This is a genomic window from Mesorhizobium ciceri biovar biserrulae WSM1271 (assembly GCF_000185905.1).
Classification (GTDB): Bacteria; Pseudomonadota; Alphaproteobacteria; order Rhizobiales; family Rhizobiaceae; genus Mesorhizobium; species Mesorhizobium ciceri.
This window is the reverse complement of sequence record NC_014923.1, coordinates 5,525,942-5,543,952: the sequence shown is the minus strand read 5'-3', so window position 1 is coordinate 5,543,952 and position 18,011 is coordinate 5,525,942. Positions and strand designations below refer to the sequence as shown.

Annotated in this window: 13 protein-coding genes; 2 read left to right on the top strand and 11 right to left on the bottom strand. The window is 59.1% G+C overall.

Going from position 1 to position 18,011, the window contains the following annotated elements; all coding sequences use genetic code 11:
- Positions 1 to 54 precede the first annotated feature (54 nt).
- The 3 genes from MESCI_RS26885 to MESCI_RS26875 are packed head-to-tail and all read right to left on the bottom strand — an operon-like array spanning position 55 to position 2,624.
- Positions 55 to 729: a sugar transferase gene (locus MESCI_RS26885; protein ID WP_013533117.1), complete on the bottom strand. Its 675-nt coding sequence runs from the start codon at positions 727 to 729 to the stop codon at positions 55 to 57.
- Complete coding sequence (locus MESCI_RS26880) at positions 726 to 1,862, bottom strand: DegT/DnrJ/EryC1/StrS family aminotransferase (RefSeq protein WP_013533116.1); 1,137 nt, start codon at positions 1,860 to 1,862, stop codon at positions 726 to 728. The genes MESCI_RS26885 and MESCI_RS26880 overlap by 4 nt, the downstream gene beginning before the upstream one ends.
- 39 nt (positions 1,863 to 1,901) lie before the next feature.
- Entirely contained in the window at positions 1,902 to 2,624 is a 723-nt protein-coding gene (locus MESCI_RS26875) for a nucleotidyltransferase family protein (protein ID WP_013533115.1), read from the bottom strand.
- A gap of 480 nt (positions 2,625 to 3,104) precedes the next feature.
- On the opposite strand from MESCI_RS26875, the gene MESCI_RS26870 reads away from it, so the two are divergent.
- Positions 3,105 to 3,779 (top strand): LuxR C-terminal-related transcriptional regulator, encoded by a 675-nt coding sequence (locus MESCI_RS26870; RefSeq protein ID WP_013533114.1) that lies wholly within the window; start codon positions 3,105 to 3,107, stop codon positions 3,777 to 3,779.
- On the opposite strand, the gene MESCI_RS26865 is transcribed toward MESCI_RS26870, so the two are convergent.
- Positions 3,772 to 5,514 (bottom strand): PAS domain-containing protein, encoded by a 1,743-nt coding sequence (locus MESCI_RS26865; RefSeq protein WP_013533113.1) that lies wholly within the window; start codon positions 5,512 to 5,514, stop codon positions 3,772 to 3,774. The two genes, MESCI_RS26870 and MESCI_RS26865, sit on opposite strands and share 8 nt — an antisense overlap.
- Before the next feature lie 213 nt (positions 5,515 to 5,727).
- Here MESCI_RS26865 and MESCI_RS26860 point away from each other — a divergent pair, with 213 nt between their 5' ends.
- Positions 5,728 to 6,435 carry a helix-turn-helix transcriptional regulator gene (locus MESCI_RS26860; protein ID WP_013533112.1) on the top strand — a complete coding sequence of 236 codons (708 nt, stop codon included), beginning with the start codon at positions 5,728 to 5,730 and terminating at the stop codon, positions 6,433 to 6,435.
- An 81-nt stretch (positions 6,436 to 6,516) separates the two neighbouring features.
- Here MESCI_RS26860 and MESCI_RS26855 read toward each other — a convergent pair whose 3' ends face one another.
- The 7 genes from MESCI_RS26855 to MESCI_RS26825 all read right to left on the bottom strand — a co-directional run bounded on the left by MESCI_RS26855 (position 6,517) and on the right by MESCI_RS26825 (position 17,988).
- Entirely contained in the window at positions 6,517 to 7,557 is a 1,041-nt protein-coding gene (locus tag MESCI_RS26855) for a glycosyltransferase family 2 protein (protein ID WP_013533111.1), read from the bottom strand.
- Positions 7,554 to 8,921 carry an oligosaccharide flippase family protein gene (locus MESCI_RS26850; protein WP_013533110.1) on the bottom strand — a complete coding sequence of 456 codons (1,368 nt, stop codon included), beginning with the start codon at positions 8,919 to 8,921 and terminating at the stop codon, positions 7,554 to 7,556. The genes MESCI_RS26855 and MESCI_RS26850 overlap by 4 nt, the downstream gene beginning before the upstream one ends.
- A 184-nt stretch (positions 8,922 to 9,105) precedes the next feature.
- Positions 9,106 to 11,337, bottom strand: a complete 2,232-nt coding sequence (locus tag MESCI_RS26845) for a GumC family protein (RefSeq protein ID WP_013533109.1) — start codon at positions 11,335 to 11,337, stop codon at positions 9,106 to 9,108.
- A 1-nt stretch (position 11,338) separates the two neighbouring features.
- A complete protein-coding gene (gene asnB / locus MESCI_RS26840; protein ID WP_013533108.1) occupies positions 11,339 to 13,336 on the bottom strand; it encodes an asparagine synthase (glutamine-hydrolyzing) in 1,998 nt (665 codons plus the stop codon).
- The gene (locus MESCI_RS26835; protein ID WP_013533107.1) at positions 13,337 to 14,596 is read right to left on the bottom strand and encodes an O-antigen ligase family protein; all 1,260 of its coding nucleotides are present in this window, start codon (positions 14,594 to 14,596) and stop codon (positions 13,337 to 13,339) included.
- Positions 14,593 to 15,801 carry a glycosyltransferase family 4 protein gene (locus MESCI_RS26830; RefSeq protein ID WP_013533106.1) on the bottom strand — a complete coding sequence of 403 codons (1,209 nt, stop codon included), beginning with the start codon at positions 15,799 to 15,801 and terminating at the stop codon, positions 14,593 to 14,595. The genes MESCI_RS26835 and MESCI_RS26830 overlap by 4 nt, the downstream gene beginning before the upstream one ends.
- A gap of 417 nt (positions 15,802 to 16,218) precedes the next feature.
- Positions 16,219 to 17,988: a calcium-binding protein gene (locus MESCI_RS26825; protein WP_013533105.1), complete on the bottom strand. Its 1,770-nt coding sequence runs from the start codon at positions 17,986 to 17,988 to the stop codon at positions 16,219 to 16,221.
- Positions 17,989 to 18,011 lie beyond the last annotated feature (23 nt).

The following is an 18,011-nucleotide window of genomic DNA, read 5'->3' as shown; positions in this document are numbered from 1 at the left end:
AACTGGCGAACGAACAACAATCCATTCATGCCAAACTCTCCTCACCTTCCAACTCTACCCACTCGCCGCGGGAGGCAGGGACACGCCGAAAACCGCCCTGAAGCCTCGCATTATCCAGACGAGGTCCGATGCAATCGTGCGCCGCGGATAGTAGGCGAGGTCGATCGTTGCCTTGGCCGGGAACAGGACCTCTCGATAAAACAGGAGCGGATCAAGGGAGGGCGGGTAAAAACAGGCTTCGTGACGGAAGAGAACCTGGGTCGGGCCGAGCAGGCCGGGCTTCCACTGCAGGACGGCTTCATTGCCGCCGCGGAAACAATCGGCGAAGGCAAGGCTTTCCGGCCGCGGGCCGACAATTGCCATGTCTCCCGTAAAAACGTTCCACAGTTGCGGCAACTCATCAAGTTTCGTTGCCGCGAGAAAACGGCCTATCCGCGTCATCCGGCTGTCATCGTTCATGGTCAGCGCAAGGCCGAAAGGATCGGCTGTTGTCTTGAATTTGCGGAACTTGTACATGCGAAACGGTTTTGCGCCGGCACCCAGGCGCGTCTGTGCGAAAAGCACGGGCCAACCACCCTCGACAAAGAGTGCAACAGCAATCAGTAGCATCAGCGGAGCGAGTGCCATTCCCGCTGCTGCGGCGAGGATGATATCCATCGCGCGCCTGGCAATTCCGTGGCTGGTGCCAGCTACGGCGGGCCGATGCATCGTCACGTCGAGTGCGTTCATGCCGCGGCTCCCGCGCGCCCGCTGCTTTCAATCGCGGTGGCCAACGCAACAACCACCGACTCGATCGCACTTGCCGTAATTTGCGGGTGTAGTGGAATCGTCAACTCCCGCTGCGCGAAATCCTCGGTCTTCGGCAGATGGATTTCAGTGAACATTTGGCGATAGAGCGTCATCTGGTGCACGGGCGTATAGTGGATTGTGGTCTGTATTCCCTTCGTTCGCAGATGGTCGATCACCGTTTGCCGGTCGACGTCATGTGGCAGGAGGACAGGCATGATGTGATAGGCCGAGGTCCGCGGTTTGCAGAACGGAACTGTCACAGCCGAGCAATAGTCTGCGATCAGACGTCGATAGAGGACGACCAATATGCGCCGGATTTCATTCCATTCCTGCAGGTTCTGAAGCTGGACCAAGCCAATAGCGGCGCGCAATTCATCCATGCGGTAATTGAACCCGAGCATCGTCACATCGTATTGCGGCGTGCGGCTGTTCAGCCGCTGATGTGTGCCGCTGGTCATCCCATGTCCGCGAGCCTGGCGGATCGCTTCACGGAGCTGTGCATCCCGGGCGATTACGGCCCCACCTTCCGCGGTGGTCATGTTCTTGTTGCCGTAGAAGCTAAAGGCCGCGGCCGCACCGTAAGTCCCCACCTCCTTAAGGCCGGGAGCATGCGCGGCATCCTCGACGATATGCAGTCCTCGCACACGGGCAAATCTCTGCCATTCTTCCCGGTCGGCGAGGTAGCCGGCAAAGTGGACGAGAATGACGGCCTTGGTGCGTCCGGTGCACTTGGCTTCCGCGTCGCTTAGGGACATCAGTGGCACTTCGGCCGACTCTATGTCGACGAATACCGGTGTTGCTCCTACGTAGAGCACTGCATTCGCGGTCGCCACGAAGGTCAGCGAGGGAACCAGAACTTCGTCTCCGGGACCGATCCCAAGTGCATGGAGAATGAGATGCAGGGCGGCGGTGCAAGAGCTGACGGCAACGCAATCGACCGCATCATGCACGGCCGCGAAGGCCTCTTCAAAGGCTCGTACCTGATCCCCCATCGTCAGCCAGCCACTGTCGACAACTTTGGCCAAGGCCGCCTTTTCCGGAAAGCCAAGAATAGGAGCGCTGACCAAGAGCATTACGACCTCCTCATGTTGGCGTGGTCGAGCGTTCAGCCCTCAAGCGGCCGCTGCCGAGACCTCGATCGATGCGGACTGCTCTTCCCAGGCAATGGTCTGTGCGTTTTGAAAATCTTCAACGCGTCCGATATCCAGCCAAAGCCCGTCATGTTTGTAGACGTGCACATTCGTGCCGTTTTGCATCATCTGCAGCATGAGATCGTCGAATCCGAAGGCGATGCCGTCAGGTATAAAACGAAAAACGTCTGGATTCATACAATATATTCCCATACTTACCAGATGGGATAGCGTCGGCTTTTCACGAAATACTTGAACGGTGTTGTCGACCTCGTCGATGACGCCGAAGTCCATCTTGATGACGCGGGATGCGGTGGCTATGGTGACTGGATCCGTGTGTGTGCGGTGTGATGCCACAAACCGGCTGAGACTGAGATCGGTAAGTACGTCCCCATTGAGAACAATGAACGGCTCGTCCAGTTCCTCCCTGATCAGGGAGAGCGGGCCAATGGTGCCGAGAGGTTCCAGTTCCTGGGTGTAGCGTATCCTTAGATTCCACTGGGATCCGTCCCCGCATACGGTGCGGATCAAGTGCCCCAGATAGCCGGTCGTGACGTAGACTTCCTGAATGCCGTTCCGCCGCAGCCACTTCAAAAGCAATTCAAGAACCGGTCGAGCACCGATCGGCATGAGAGGCTTGGGCAATATGGATGTGAAAGGCCGAAGGCGTGTTCCCATTCCACCGCACTGAATGACCGCTTTCATCTCGTCCTCCTATTGATACGACTGTCGCGGTGTGATGGGTCCAACCCACCCGGCCGGAAGGTACGCCAGTGTTGGTTTTGCCTCTCCGGAGTGCAGCGATGGTAAGTGGCGCTTGAGAAGGCGTCGTCGTGCATTTGAATGGCACTTTCCCGGCCTTTTGATTCAATATTCCCGTTGGCAGCGCATGGGCGCGGCAGGGCGATCAGAGCTGGGAACTGTTCACATGTCCGGCGCCGGCAACGACCTTCTCGGAAGGGCATCGCTACCGTTCGTACGAAAAAAACACTTCAACATCTGGCCCTGAAATGTGTGCGATTGTAAGCTATATTAGAAGGTTGAAATGTGCCGATGGGCGGCGGCGAGCGTCGACATACGGGGGATCAGCGGGCGGCTGATCTGTGTTGGGTCACCGTACAGTCCATCCAAAGGGAGGTTTCGGCAGCTAGGGACACATGCGGGCTGCCAAAAGGTGGGTGGTTCATGTATCGTATTATCATCGCCGATGATCACGGCTTGTATCGTCGTGGGCTGCGACTGGCTTTGATGGCCGGCATTCCAGACTTGGAAATATTCGAAGCGGCGTGTTTTGATACCGTCATAAGCTTGCTTGAAGATCAGGCGCCTGTTGATCTCGCCATCATCGACCTGAACATGCCGGGACTGTCCGGTCAGGACGACCTTCGCGACGTCTTACCGGCTCATCCCGACACACGGTTTGCAATTGTCTCAGGGACCGATTCACGCGCCGAGATTCTAACTGCCCTCTCGATTGGACTTCATGGCTATATCGTAAAGTCCCAAACGGACGAGGAGGTGGTCCTGGCGGTGAACGAAATCCTGGCTGGCCGCATTTACGTTCCGGCACTTCTTTCACAAAGGTCCAAGGAGTCGGTGCGCCTTCCATCCGAGGCTCCCACGCAAATGCCCCACAGGACCATCAGCGTCAACAATCTGGGCAGGCTTACGTCCAGACAGAAGGAAGTCCTCAGGTTGATGGCTGAAGGTTACTCGAACAAAGAGATTGCCCGCTCTCTTGAAATTGCAGAAGCGACGACGAAGATTCATGCTGCTGCCGTCCTGCGCGAACTTGGGGCACGAAACCGGACGGAAGCCGCGGTTTTGCTGAAGACATGGGCCGCCAGGGACATCAACTAGCGCCGATTGCTTTTGGCGGCAGCCGGACCGAATATTTCAGTCCGTGATCCAGCATCTCAAGCTTGGAAGAGTGGCCCACGATAGGCTCACCGCCGGCTCCGATAATCAACGACCCAAAACCACGCCGAGCCGAGGTGGAGACCCGGCGCTCTCCCGATTCCGACCATTCAAACACTATGTCGGCGCCGGGCTCCTGGGCCACGAATTGCCACACGACCTCGATCCGTCCTGCCGGAGTGCCGAGAGCCCCATGCTTCACGGAATTGGTCGTAAGCTCGTGAACGATCATTGCGAAGCTCTCAGCCGAACCCTCAGCCATTTTTATTTCGGGTCCACTGATCGAAATGTCATGCGTCCCCATATAGGGCTGCAACTCCTGAACGATGAGGTCACGCAGGGAAGCCGACAGGCTGCCATCGCGTGAAAGAAGCAGATGCGTCGCCTGGAGTGCGCCGATCTTTTCGATCAGTGTCTGCTTATAGCTAGCGATATCATTGTCGGGGGCACCAACCATATTCACAAGCGCCGTGATCACCGGAAACAGATTGTTGAGCCTATGGCGCTGTTCAAGCATGGCCCGCTCTCGCTTCTTCGCCGCAGCCCGCAGCAGAATGGTTATGCGCCGATCGGTGAGATCCGCGGCGACTCCTATTCGCTGTGCACGACCGTCGCGCAATTCGTCCCGTCCCCGAAGAGCAATCCAGCGGATATGCCCGCCAGTTCGCCTGATGCGGATCTCAGCGTCATAGTCGGCACCTGATGCAAGCTCTCCCGGGGCCATCAGATTAGGCAAGTCGGCCGGGTGAACGACCGCAGTCAATTCCTGCAATGGACGGCTCGGCGCGGGTACCAGTCCCATCATTTCCCAGAACGCGGCTGAGCCCTTCACGGACCCGCTCTCGAAATCTATGCGCCATGTTCCCAACCGGCTTGACGATAGCGCCAGGTCCAACCATTCCTTCTGAGCCCGGAGTGCCTCGCGGGCGGTTCGCTCTCCCGATATGTCGTCCACCACTACAAAAATGCTTTGAGGGAGAGCATCGGCTGGCACGGCCAAAGACAGGGCCAATCTTGTCCACAAAATCGTGCCGTCTCTTCTCAGGAGACGGATCTCCGAGCCGAACGAAGTCGTGTCTTTCAGGCGAGTCAACGCTTCCGCCAAGGTGTGGTTGTCGTCGGGGTGGACCAGTGCGCTGAGCGGCAGACTTGAAAGCTCCTCCTCGACATACCCTGTCATCTCACAAAGACGCTTGTTGGACCGTTGCAACTCTCCGTTCTCACTCATGTTGGCAAAGCCAATGGCGGCACGTTCGAATGCCCAGCGATACCTGTTTTCGGTTGCTTCCAAGGCCGCGAGTCTAGCCTCCGCAACCTGCAAAAGGGTGCGGTAGTCCTGCCTCTGCCGGTGGAAAGTCAGGGCGATCATCCCCCCTGCAACCAGCAGCAGAATGGCTTGAACCCATAGGCCGACATGCATTGGATGGTGCAGGACATCCCGCGTCAACAAGCCGACGGCAACCATCACAAATGTTGCCGCAAGAGCGATCATGCGATCTTCGAGATATGAGATGGCAATAATGGCGGGAACAAACTCAAAAAAGCCGATGTCGTATGCCATAGAGGTCGGCAGCGCTGTCTCGACTGCAAGTGTCGCTATCAGGAGCGACATCGAGGCAAGGCGGGTCAGCAACTTGCCTGAGCTGTTCGGATGCAAACTGAGCGAATGCAAACGCATGTGCCAGACTATAACCTTCTGACTAGTCCGTCGAGATTAGACCGAAAAGCGTACAGACTAGTCCGACCGCAGGATTGTTCCCCGGGATTGTAGCGCGCATTTTGTCCGATGTCGGGGGCGGATCGGACCGCTACTCTCCAAGCGACCTGACTGACATGTTTAAGGCACTTCCTTTTGACTGGGAGGCGTTGCCGTTTTGCGGGAGGTAAGAAAATGGCACTGGTTGGTAGGCAAGATGATGGAATTCTTGGTCGCCAATATGGAAGTTTCGGGGGAAAGCCTGTCTCCGCCTTGAGAACGCAAGGTGAGCATGCTTCCGCTTGGCATCAAGCACCACAACGGTTCGACAGCGTTGCTGTCGAGCCACGGCAGAGCAGCCTTGCATCTGTTGTGAGAATGCTTGATCGCATCGGTTGTGGCTACCTGATCCTGAACAGCGACAGGAAGGTCATGGAGTGGAATTCAGCCGCTCAAAACACCTTGGAGCGCGAAGGCGAGGCAGCCGATACGGCCAGCAAGGTATTTGCTGCGCTGAGACGGCTGATCGCAAACGTGCCGGGCAATTTTTCTCCTGGCACGCTTTCATGGGTGGTGATCCGAGGCATGGGCGACAGGCCCCTGATATTGAACGAGAAGGGCATAGCAACGCCTGACGCGACAAGCATCGTGGCGCTGCTGGATCGTGAAAACAGGTCCGGGCCAAATCCCCAGACGCTGCAAAGAATGTTTGGTCTGACGAGTGCCGAAACGCAGCTCGCACTGCGCTTGGCGCAGGGCGATGCCCCTTTGGAAATAGCCCGCAAGCGGCGCTTGAGCCGGACCACGATAAGGTCGCAGCTGGCGTCGCTGTTCGCCAAGACCGAAACACGGCGACAGGCGGAACTGGTAGCTCTTCTTGGGCGCATATGCGTTTTGCCGTGAGGCAAACGCCTTTACCATGCGCGCGCACAACAGGCTTGTGCGCGCAATCTGTCGCTGATGTGCTTGTCGGCCAGCCTCACCTTACCGCCGTCGCGTGCGCACCCGGCCCAATCTTGGGCGGATTGCAAACACGTGATTAAGCACGTGCCAGCCCGCCACCTTCATGACGGAAGGCCGGAAGATCTGAATCCCATCCAGGAACGTAGTCAACCAGGACTGCTGGTGGAACCGCATGGGAATACGAGCAACCCGCAGCGCCCGCAGCAATGTCTCGGGAGGCGGGAGATGGTTGCGGTCTTTGATGAGATTCCAGTTAAGCTGCTTGACGGCGAGAGTCACTTCGTCGACCTCGCGGAAACTCTTTGACGTGGTAATGCTTGGATGGCTCGTTGCATCATAAAAGGTAAGCGGATCGCTTATCGCCACCATGTCCCCATGGCTGGCTAGATCGACGAAGAACAGTTGATCCACTCCGGCCGGAATCTCTTTGTGCGTGCGCATCAAGCAGCCGGCACGAATGACGTCGCTGTTGATCAGCAATGTGGATGGAATGATCCCCAGGCAGCGTGTCGCGCGCACCAGATAGAGGTCCATCAGGCACTGCTGGCTGGAATAAAGCGAGATCGCTTCCTGCTCCTTGGGGACTTGGCGAAATCTCACTCGCTTGTCCTCGATTATGTTTGCGGCAGACGTCATGAAGGCAACCGAGGGGTGCTGTTTGGCAACTTCGGCGAATGTCCTGAGTGCACCTGGCGCAAGCCAGTCATCGTCGTGCAGCAACTTGATCCATCGTCCAGAGCAAGCCAGCATGGCGTTGTTGGTGTTCTCCACCTGACCGCGACCTCGGCTGTTCTCGATGATGCGGATGCGAGGTTCGCTTCGTGCATAGTCAATCACGATAGCCCAGGTCTCGCCCTCCGGTCCCTCGTCGTCGCTCACGACCAACTCCCAATCGGAGTAATCCTGGCCCAGGACGCTGTCGATCGCTCTGCGGATCGTATCGGGCCGGCGAAAGGTTGGTATCCCGACAGAGATAAAAGGGCGTGACCATGAGACATTGGCACGATCATGCTGGGTGACCGCAACTGCCGCTTGAAGATTGTCAACCGACGACGAATTCATGGTGTTTTTTCCTCGAGACATTCATGTTGGATGCACGTTGCAGCGCCTGCTGGTTGAGGGTCGTGGGTCAACAAATACAGCGATGCTGCCATTTTCAGAGCGAAACCCGACGCGCCGCCGGCGGCCATGAAATAGATGACGGTGACTGGCTGCCAGCCCGCCTGGGCGCCGGCGAGCAGCGGGCCAAACACGAGAACTGCTCGTGCGAGGTCGATGACCAGTCTTGTTCCTTGCCGCCGTAGCAGAGCGGGAACGTCGCTAAGCGGAGTCGACAACGCTTGTGCCGCGCCCATCAGCGCCAGTGCGGTCATGATTTCCGCAGTGGGCATCCAAGGCTCGCCCAGGAGCGGAACGACCACATAGGGCGCGGCGAGTCCAAGCAGCAATATCGGCACCGCGGTAAAGCCGGCAGCCAGCAGGAGAAGCCCGCGTGCCACACCAAGCAGGTGTCCACGATTGTTGTTCTGGTTTGCTTCGGCGACAAAAACATTGCTGAGCGGTGAAGCGATCAGCGTCACTGGACCGGTAACCAGGCGCGTTGCTACGCCCAAATATCCGGCAAATGCGGTGCCGAACAGCCCACCGACAAGAACTGCCGGAAGATTGTTGATCGCTATGCTCGCGAGTGTTGCGGGGATATCGAACAGAGGAAATTTGTATTCCCGCCGGGCCTTTTCGAACACCGCACGCCAGGGTGCCCGGGCGATGCCGCGCAAATCCTCCCAGCTCGTCACCCGATAACCGATATACCCGATAAAGACGAACTGGCTCAAAATATGGGCATGGATCATCGCTTCGCCGCCAAGGTTGGCAATGCCGAAAACCAATTGCAGTGCAGCCATGCTCGCCGGCAGGATCAGCCGCCCAAGGGCAAAGTCGCGCAAAAGCCCAGCACGCAGGCTCCAGCAGTTCATGGCTTCGACCAGACCTGCGCCTCCCATTCCGATCGGAATGAGCCAGGCAAGCGAGCCGAGGCGGTTGGGAGCAAGGTTCGACAGCATCTGTCCGGCCGAAAAGGCCAGGACGGTGGTCACGAACACAGCCAAAAGGATAAGCTTGACCGTCACATAGGCCTGGGCGCTCCCCTTAACCCCATAGAGTGACGCCTCGAAGCGCAATGCTGCGACCCCGGCGAGTATGTTCACAATCGACAGATAAATCGTAAAGATGCCGAAATCCGCAGGCGAATAGAGCCGCGCCAAGACCGGAATCGCAGCAAGAAGGGTGAGTTGGCCGACAATTGCCATCGCCGACACTTCACCAGCTGCACGAATGATCGAACCGATCGTGCTCGGCCGAACAGCGATGATGGCTGTGTCGGCCGCGGGAACCATCTTGGGTCTCAGAAGGTCGCTCAGTGCCATCGGTTCGCGCTTCCGAGGGAGGCAAATATCGGGGATTGCCGCAGCCTACGATGCACACCGAACCTTGCCATCATTCACCTGAATGACGCGCTCTGCGGACAGGCTGCACCCTGAATCGTCCGGGCCGCTCCCTGGATGAACCGCCCCCGGATCGTCCGCGGCCCAAGGACGAGCCTGTGCTTGGTCATGCTATCTGCTCGCGCAAGAGGTCGGCGCTATCCTCGAGCCGATATCCGGCATGTTTTTTCAAGTTCACTTGCGTGAGGACGCTGCCGACGGGTACCGCAAGAGAACCGTTGCCCTGAAGGAGTTCCAGCACCCCGCGAGCGAGGGTACGTGGCGTTTTCCTCCATCGGACGGCAAAAAGCACCGCATCAGCCCATCCAGCCAGAAATTTGGCTTCCGGCCGCCCGAGCGCCGACGGCAGGTTTATGATGACGATGCGATAGGTCAAGTGCAGATCCGCCATCACTTTGCCCCCATCCTCGCAGGACAACACCGCCAGCAGATCGTCCGACGGAGCAGCGGTCATCACGTCGATGCCGATTTCATGCAGACTGGCCACGGCGTTTTCCAGGTTGCTGCGATTGCAGACATAGTCAGCGAAGGAATGGCGGCTCTTGCGCTCGCTGAACTGATGCAGGAACTCGAGCGTGAGTTGAACGCCCTTGCGTTCAAGATCGATCAAGAGAACACGACCGCCCATCCGCGTGCCGGCCAGCGCCAGACTCCATGCGAGCTCGGTCCCCCCATCCTCCGGGACGCTGGAGGTGACAAGCGCCGTGTACGACGAACGAGCCCTCAGCGCATTGGGCGCCGCAGCAATCAGCAACGACGTCACGGCGCGGCTATAGGCGGAGCTGCGCTCGCCCAGGACAAGGGTTCGCAGTCGTTTGGCATGCACCCTGCCTGCTTCGGGAATCTGCCCCATACATGGAACCTTGAGCACCGCTTCCGCCTCGGTCTCACCGCGGAAAGTCCGATCGAAGTGATTGCGCATCGTGACGAAAATCGCGCCCAGTATAGCGAACACAATCATCCCGGGCGGAACAAGGAAGATGGCGGGCAAGGTCTGCGGGATGGTCGGCGGCCATGCCGCCGATAGAATGGAAATTCCAGCCGAGGGAACTCCGATACGCCGCGTCAAATCCTGTTGCCGGCCAAGAAGTTCGTTGTATCGCTGGGTCAGCAAACTGACCTGCGGCTCGAGAACCCGCAACCCGGAAAGCCGGCTGGCGGTGTCGGCCATGACCGCATCCAAAATGGCCTTCCGGCTCTCAAGAGTGGCGATCTGGGCACGGAAGATGTTTGCGTCCGCAGCAATCTTGTCGATGCCTTGTTCGACCTTGCTTTCGGTCAGGTTTCTGAGTTCTTGGTCCGCAGGCGCGCGAGCCTGTCGAGCCGCGAGATCGGCAAGTTCAGGCCCGCCAATGGCTTCGGCCACGGAGACGAAAGAAGCCCCCTGCGCTCGAAGCTCCTGAACATGTCGCAGCCGAGTTTCCACAGCGGCGAGATCTGCGTTTGACATCGACAATTGCTGGCTGAGGTCGGCCCGTTCCCTGGCTGCATTGTCCGCCGAGCCTTGGTCGATGGCTCCGTGGCTCAACCGATATTTCTCAAGGCGGTCGGCCGCTGCCTGCAGATCGTTTTGCAGCCTGGGCAGGCTGGTGGTGATCGCATCGAGTTCTTGCTGGTCGGATGCCTGCCTTCTCCTTATCAGATTGTCGACATAGACCTGAGCGAATGTGTTGGCCACGAGCGCCGCCCGCGCGGGACTGTCATCGGCGAAAGCGACGGAGACTACTCTCGATCGCAGCTCCTGCCCGACCCGCATTCCTTGCCGCAAGGCTCTCAATTCGGAGGCATCCTCGGCTTGTGAATCACTGATTGTTTTGTCTGCTCCTGGCCACAGTCGGTCCAGTAGACCACCGGCAAGCGAGCGTGTCCTCGGGGCAGGGATGGCAGACGGCTCAAGCCGGGAATTCCCGCTAGCGGAATTGTCCTGTCCGGTTTCAGCCGCACCTGTCTTGCGCAGTGCCGCCATGACGCGGCGCAGATGGTCTTGCGACGATAGCATCGTGATGTGGTCATCTATGCTTGAATCGACGAGGTCCTGCGAAGACGGGGCGCCGACGGGCAGTGAACCGCGCGATGGGGCGTCGATGATAAGCTGAGTAGTTGCTTCGTAGAGAACCGGGCGAAGACTTCCCACCAACCCCGCCAGCAGCCCGCCCAACACAGCGAAGGCAACAATAGACCATTTTCGCCTTGCCAGAATCACGAAGAGTTGGTGCGACGCGGTGGGCGGCTCGACATATTCGCGCAATGACCGCACGTGCACTCTGCCTTCGAGAACCGGTGCTGGTGGTTGATTGATCCGTGGCAGCTGGATCGGGCTGATTGCGGAACCTACCATTTTATACTCCTGCCAGATCGGGTTCATGAATTGGGCCGGTTTGCTGTGCTTGCCGGTTGGCCTTGCTCCGCCAGGCCTGGAACATCAATGCGGACCACAATTCGCGCGAGCGGTTCTGGCCATCAATGTGATCGCGCCAGCAGGCGTCGATCTTCGCAGCGTCCAATACGTCACTGCTTTCTGCTCGCATGTCGGCGAGAAGATCGCCGGCCCAGTTGCGCAGCGGACCCCGCAGCCATGCTGCGATAGGGACATCGAAGCCCTGTTTCGGACGCTCGATCAGGTGCTGCGGGAGATAGCGGCGTAGCAATTGACGAAGAATCCATTTGCCGGCGCCATCACGAACTTTCATGTTGGATGGCAGCCGCCAGGAGAATTCGACAACGCGGTGGTCAAGCAGAGGACACCGGCCCTCAAGGCTGTTGGCCATAGTGGCACGGTCCAGCTTCACCAAGATATCGCCAGGCAAGTATCCCGCCATGTCATCGCACAAAAGACGGGAGAGCAGGTCGTCAAGCGGCGGACCGCCGTGACAGTAGATTGGTTCGGTGGGCCGCTGACGTCCCAGGTTTTCAGCCTGTGGCCGCGCCAGCCGCTGAAACAATTCGTCTTCATTCGATGCCGCGAGCAGCCGGGCGAGACGTTCCATCCGGTCGCTCCGGATAAAATGCCTCGCGCTCGCAGAGAGTGGCAGTTTGCCGATGACATCGTCGCGTCCGGCGCGTGCGAAAAAACCTGCCCCTGCCGCCAAGGTTCGGCGCAGTTGTCGGGGCAGGCGCAGGTGTCGTTTCAACCGCTCCGCCATGAAGTGGCGGCCGTATCCTGCGAAGCATTCGTCACCGCCGTCGCCCGACAGCGCTACGGTGACGTGCTGACGGGCGAGCCTGGCAACGAGCAAGGTCGGTATCTGCGATTCATCGGCGAAGGGTTCATCCCAGACCTGCGGCAACTCGGGAATGACGTCACGTGCGCCGCTGGGCGAGAGGTGAAGTTCGGAGTGGTCGGTGCCCAGATGACGGGCAACGGCCGCTGCGTATGGAGCTTCATCAAAGCCGCCCTCTGCGAACGAGATCGTGAAGCTGCGAACCGGCTTGCAGGATTGAGCCTGCATCAGGGCGATCACGGCTGAGCTGTCGATCCCGCCCGACAGGAAGCCGCCCAGAGGGACGTCGGCGATCATGCGTTCCCGCACGGCCAGCCGAAGCCGGTTGTCCAGTTCGTCAACCAGATCGTCGTCGGTGCCGGTAGCGGGGTTCCGTCGCCCATCGGCTGCAACGTCAGCCAGTGACCACCAGCGGTGAACGCGTTGCGAAAGACGGTCCGCGCTGCGGTCTTCGGCATAATTCGCCGCGGTGACGGAAAGGACGGAACCAGGCGGCAGTTTGAACACGCCTCGCCAGATACAGAGATGGTCCGGCACCCATCCCGTTGAAAGCATTGCCGCCGCGGCATCAAGATCAAGGTCGGGAGAGAAGCCCGGAAAGGTGTTGATCGCCTTCAGCTCAGAGGCGAAGACCAATGCGTCTCGGGTCGAAGCAACATAGAGGGGCTTTTTGCCCATCCTGTCACGGGCCAGATGCAGGCTTCTTGTCTTCAGATCCCACAATGCGAACACGAACATTCCGGCAAAGCGTGTGAGGGCGGTTTCAAGCCCCCAATGCTCGATTGCGCTGAGCATCACTTCGGTGTCGCTGGCGCCTTGAAAGGTTTGGCCCGCACCCTCGAGTTCGCAACGCAAATCGCGAAAATTGTATATCTCACCGTTGAAGGTGATCACGTATCGGCCGCCGGCGGAATGCATCGGCTGGTGCCCGGCGGCTGACAGGTCGACAATTGCCAATCGCCTGTGGCCCAATGCGATTCCAGCCTCGCGATCGGCCCAGAGCCCTTCGCCATCCGGGCCCCGGTGACGCAGCGATGCGGTCATCCGCCCGATCGCTTGGAGCGGCTTTATGTCTGTGGCATCGGAAGCCAATAGAATTCCGGCGATCCCACACATTTAGGGCACCCTGGGCTCGGCAAGTTGCCGCCGAAGTGCGGTCGGATTTCCGGCAACGAGGCAGAAAGCCAGCGAAAACCACACGATCGGATGGCGGATGATCAGGTGAGGCATGCTGAAGATTATCGTCGACGCACCGAGCACCAGCAGCGCGTCGAATCCCGCTCGCCAGGCAAGCGACATTGCGGCTCCCACGATCCAGACCAATGCCATCACCGCAAGCAATCCGCCCTGCAGGTAAAGGTCAAGAACGGTATTATGGGCCTCGAAAGGTCGCTGCAGAAATTGACGGTCGGCGACGGGCGGGCGCTCGAGGTGAGGCCCAGGGCCCAATCCCAGCGACCCGGATTTCAACCCCGTTTCCACCGCGTCCTGCCACAGATAGAGCCGGAGTTCGAACGTTTCGAGTGTCGCTTCCCCACCCTGGTCCTTGGTAAGGCTCTTGGCAAAATGGGCGACGCTGGCCTCTTCGGTGAGCGCGTAGGGCGTCATCGCCAGCGCTAAAGGCAAGGAACCCGCCAACAGCACAATTGCTGACAAGCGGGGCAGGCTGGCGCGACCGCTTGTTGCGATCCATGCACGAAGCCGCAATCCGAGAAAGACGAGGCAGCTCAGGATACTGGTGTAGAGATAGGTGTCGCTCTTCGTCAGCCGGCCGACATAAAAGGTCAGGATCAGGCTGGAGAATGCGAGCAAACGGCGCCATGGGTTACGGGTGGTCGTGGCAAGGTGCAAAGCCAGGGGGCCAAAAAGCGCGCAATAGAGCGCAAGTTGGTTCGGGTTCTCGGACCAGCCACGGAATCTGTCCCAGAACCAGGGGTCGACGCCGGGCTGGTGGGCTACCCCAAATGCCAATCCCAGCTGAATTACGAAGCTTCCATTGGCGATGGCGATCACCCACCAGGCACTGCGGCGAAGGTGACGATCGGCGTCGGGCTCCGCGGCCGCCAGGCATGTGAAGCCGGCCAGCAGCATGTAGGCCATCAGGTCATGTACCAGCCCGGTCAAGTAAAGGACGGTGGTCAGGTAGCCGACGATCGTGCCGATTCCCAAAGCCAGCGACAAGATCAGCCAGAAGCTCGCCAGTTGGACAAAAGCGGGTGTGACCTGGAGACGACCCCCGGCGAATATTCGTCCAATCGCCAGAACGATCCAGATCGCGATGAACAATTCGCCATAGCCGAGCGGCAATCCCGGAACGGCCAGTTGCGTCGCGTAGGACATCGCAACTCCCAGGGCGAGCAAGGCGTCCCGGATCATTGACGTGCTCCGCCCCGGTGATCTGCGAGGCTGCCCTCAAGTGCGACAGCAGGGAGCGGTCGCGGAAGCCCCGCGCGGAGTGTGTTTTCGTACAGGTCGCAGTACTGATCGACCACCAACGGCAGGGCAAATCGCTCCCGCACAAGTTCAGCGGAACGGACGCCCATTGCCTTTGCCCCAGCGCGGTCGGACAGCAAGTCTATTGTTCGCGAGGCAAGGGCATCGGCGTCATGCGGTGCAACCAGGTAGCCATTCCACCCGTCTTCGACGACGTCTCTGCAGCCTGGCATCCTGGAAGCCACGATTGGCAGTCCCGAAAGCCCCGCTTCCAGCAACACACGCGGTACTCCTTCGCGATACTGGGTGGGAAAGGCGAATACATCGGCCATGCCAAGGAGATCAGCGACATCACGTCGTGGACCCAAGGCCAGCACATGAGATGCGTGCCGGTCGATCTCGGACTTGTCGATTGCGAATGAGCCTTCGGATTCTCGCGGGCCGACAAGCACAAATCGTGCTGCTGGTCTTTCGGCCACGACGCGAGGAACCGCCTCGAGGAGGGTTCCCACACCCTTCTGACGGGTCAAGCGGCCGACAAAGATCACCACTTCGGCGGACTGGAGGCCGAGTTCCCTACGCATCTTCGTTGCCGAGGACCCGAGATGGCGCACCGTTGCGAACGCATCGACATCGATTCCGGAACTGCGTATCAGTCGCGAGCTTCCGCGACCGGTCAGCCGAAAGCGCTCGAAGAACAGTTGGTCATCACGATTTTGGAAAACGGTCGCCGCCGTCCACGAAGACGCGAGCCATTGCAGCGCGCAATAGACCGGACGCAGGGCCAAAGCGCGAGGCGCCAGAGATGAGAACGTCCAGCCCAGCCCGTTGATGGTGCGAATAACCGGAACTGTTCCCCGCATGGAAAGGGGCGTCAACAGATTTGGCTTGGTGTCGAAACTCTGGATGATGTCGGGCTGAAGCTCCCGCATCAATCGGCGCATCGTTCCGAGAGCACGCCATTCCCCGCCGCCAGATGCAAACCGGTCGAAGGAGAACCTGTGATGCGAAATGTCATGCCTTAAAAACGGTACGGGAGAACCGCTCGAGACCGCCGTAACGCGAAAGCCTTTCTCTCGCAGCGCGATGAGGAAGGGAACTCTCAAGGCGTGATCCTCGCCTCCCACGCAGACCAGATGTGGGTTCATCTGCCTCTCCCCAGCGCACACGGCGGGCAATCGAGTAACTGACGCTCTCGATGCTGCCACGGCCCGGTTTCATCACCTATGAGCGCATCCCGCCCGAGTGCACGCTATGGGGAGGCCGGGTTCCTGTCCTCGTCCGTTTGAATGACACCATGATGTTTGGAAAGGGGTAGGACCAGTGAGGCGAGATTCCCTCGCAGTGGGGAGCGCTAATGTCCCCTCCTGTCTTGCCGACGCAGTCTCACCGGGACGCGCCCACGGCATTGCCTGAAGTGGGCACGATGAGTGGCTGGAGTAAGGCGTGGCGGACCTGAACTCTGCGGCTCGCTGATGGGCGCGAAGTTCGGACGCTCGGCCCAAACGACTGTCGGCGAGGCCCCAAGACCTCGCCGACCTTTTAAGGCATTCGTCGCTGGAGCGTCAGGTGACCAGGAAAGACGATGCAGTAATCGACAGATGCGGAGAGAGGCTCGCGAAATGGATCTGGTTTGCGCCTCCGACGCCGTCGCTGTCGAAAGAAAGAGCTCCGGTCGAACTGTTGTAGATAATGTGATCGGAACTGTCATGCGCCGCTTTGCCGGCAAAGAAAGCGTCCGACGAGAGGCCCCCCTGATCGAGACCGGCAAAGATGGAATGGTCGAGGTGGATCTTGTCCTGGGCTTTGTTGAAATCAGTGATCGTGTCGACGTTTCCAGAACCAAGGGCGGTACTGAACACGAAGGCATCTCTGCCCCCGTGCCCGGTCAACGTATCGGCCCCGCCGCCACCGTCGATCTTGTTGTTACCGGCATTGCCGTGAATGGTCTGTCCGAATTCGTTGCCGGTCAGATTGATGGCGGCCTTGCCGGACGCCTTGGTGGTTGCGAGTTGCTCGATGTGCGAGCCAGCCGAAAGAGCGAAGCTCACCGAGGCAAGAACCTTGTCGAGGCCGCTTCCTCTCTGCTCCACCACCTTGTCGTGGGCATTGTCGACGTAATAGGTGTCATTGCCGCCATAGCCGGTCATCTTGTCGGCGCCACCGCCGCCATTGATCTTGTTGGCACCGCCATTTCCATAGATGGCTTGACCGAATTCGTTGCCGGTCAGGTTGATGGACGCCCTGCCACCGGAATTGGCGGTGGAGAGCTGCTCGACATGTGATCCCGCCGTAAGAGCGTAACTCACCGAGGCCGCGACCTTGTCGAAGCCCCCGTTTGGCGCTTCCATGACCTTGTCATGAGCATTGTTGACGAGATATTTGTCATTGCCCCTGGTTGCGTGGAAAACGTCTGCGCCGCGCGTGCCATGGAAGACATGATCGCTGCCCGACGGGGCCGGCGCGGTGGGAGCAGGCGTGCCGACGTGAGTAGGAGGCGTGGTCGGTGTGCCGACCGGATCACTGACCGGGGGCGTGGCAGGATCACTAACCGGGGGCGAGACCGGGGCATGGGTGCCCTCGAGATTGTGCTGGAGGAAAAAGGCTTTCAGTTCCGAGGCGCTTTCAAGCGCGGTGTCGCCATTCTGCGTTCCCCATTTATAGGTATAGTCAAAGGCCGGCGACGGAACCAGTGCGGCCCAACGATCAATCATGGCCTGCTCCTGGGCAGCGGTGGGCATGACAAACTTGCCGCCAGCGCTGGTTTCCCAGTTGCCACCACCGAACGCCTGGTAAAGCGGGACGATCTTGTCAATCGGGATGCCCGCTTCACCGGCAGCCGCAACCATCTTGTCGATATGGGTGTAGTCGGGAGCCGAAGTGTTGTTGATGGGGTAATAGCCGATACCGTAGAAATCGATGCCCGTATTCGCCGGATTGTAAGCGGCGTGGGCCGGGTCGTTCGGGTTCATGTAGCTCGGGGAGCCATCCGTGCCCAAGTTCATCATCGTGATGAAGGTCTTGGCGCCGGGAACATGAGAATGAATCCAGTCGGATTCCGCCTTTAGATTTGCAGCGGTTGCGTAGCTGCCCCACTTGCCTGTCGGATCAGGCTCGTCGCTAAGGTAAAACCCGAACACATTTGGATTACCTATGAAGGGAGTGACTTTATCAATGAAAGACGAAGTTACTCCGTCGTGCTCACCGAGATAAACCAAGCCTTTCATGCCATCCGGCAAGGCATTGACTTGCGAAACGTACTGAACATCAGCCAGATTGAATCCGGCGGTTGCGATCTCGGCGGCTGATCCACCGGACGCGTAGTGGAGTGTCATCCAAAAATCCTTTGGTTGATTCG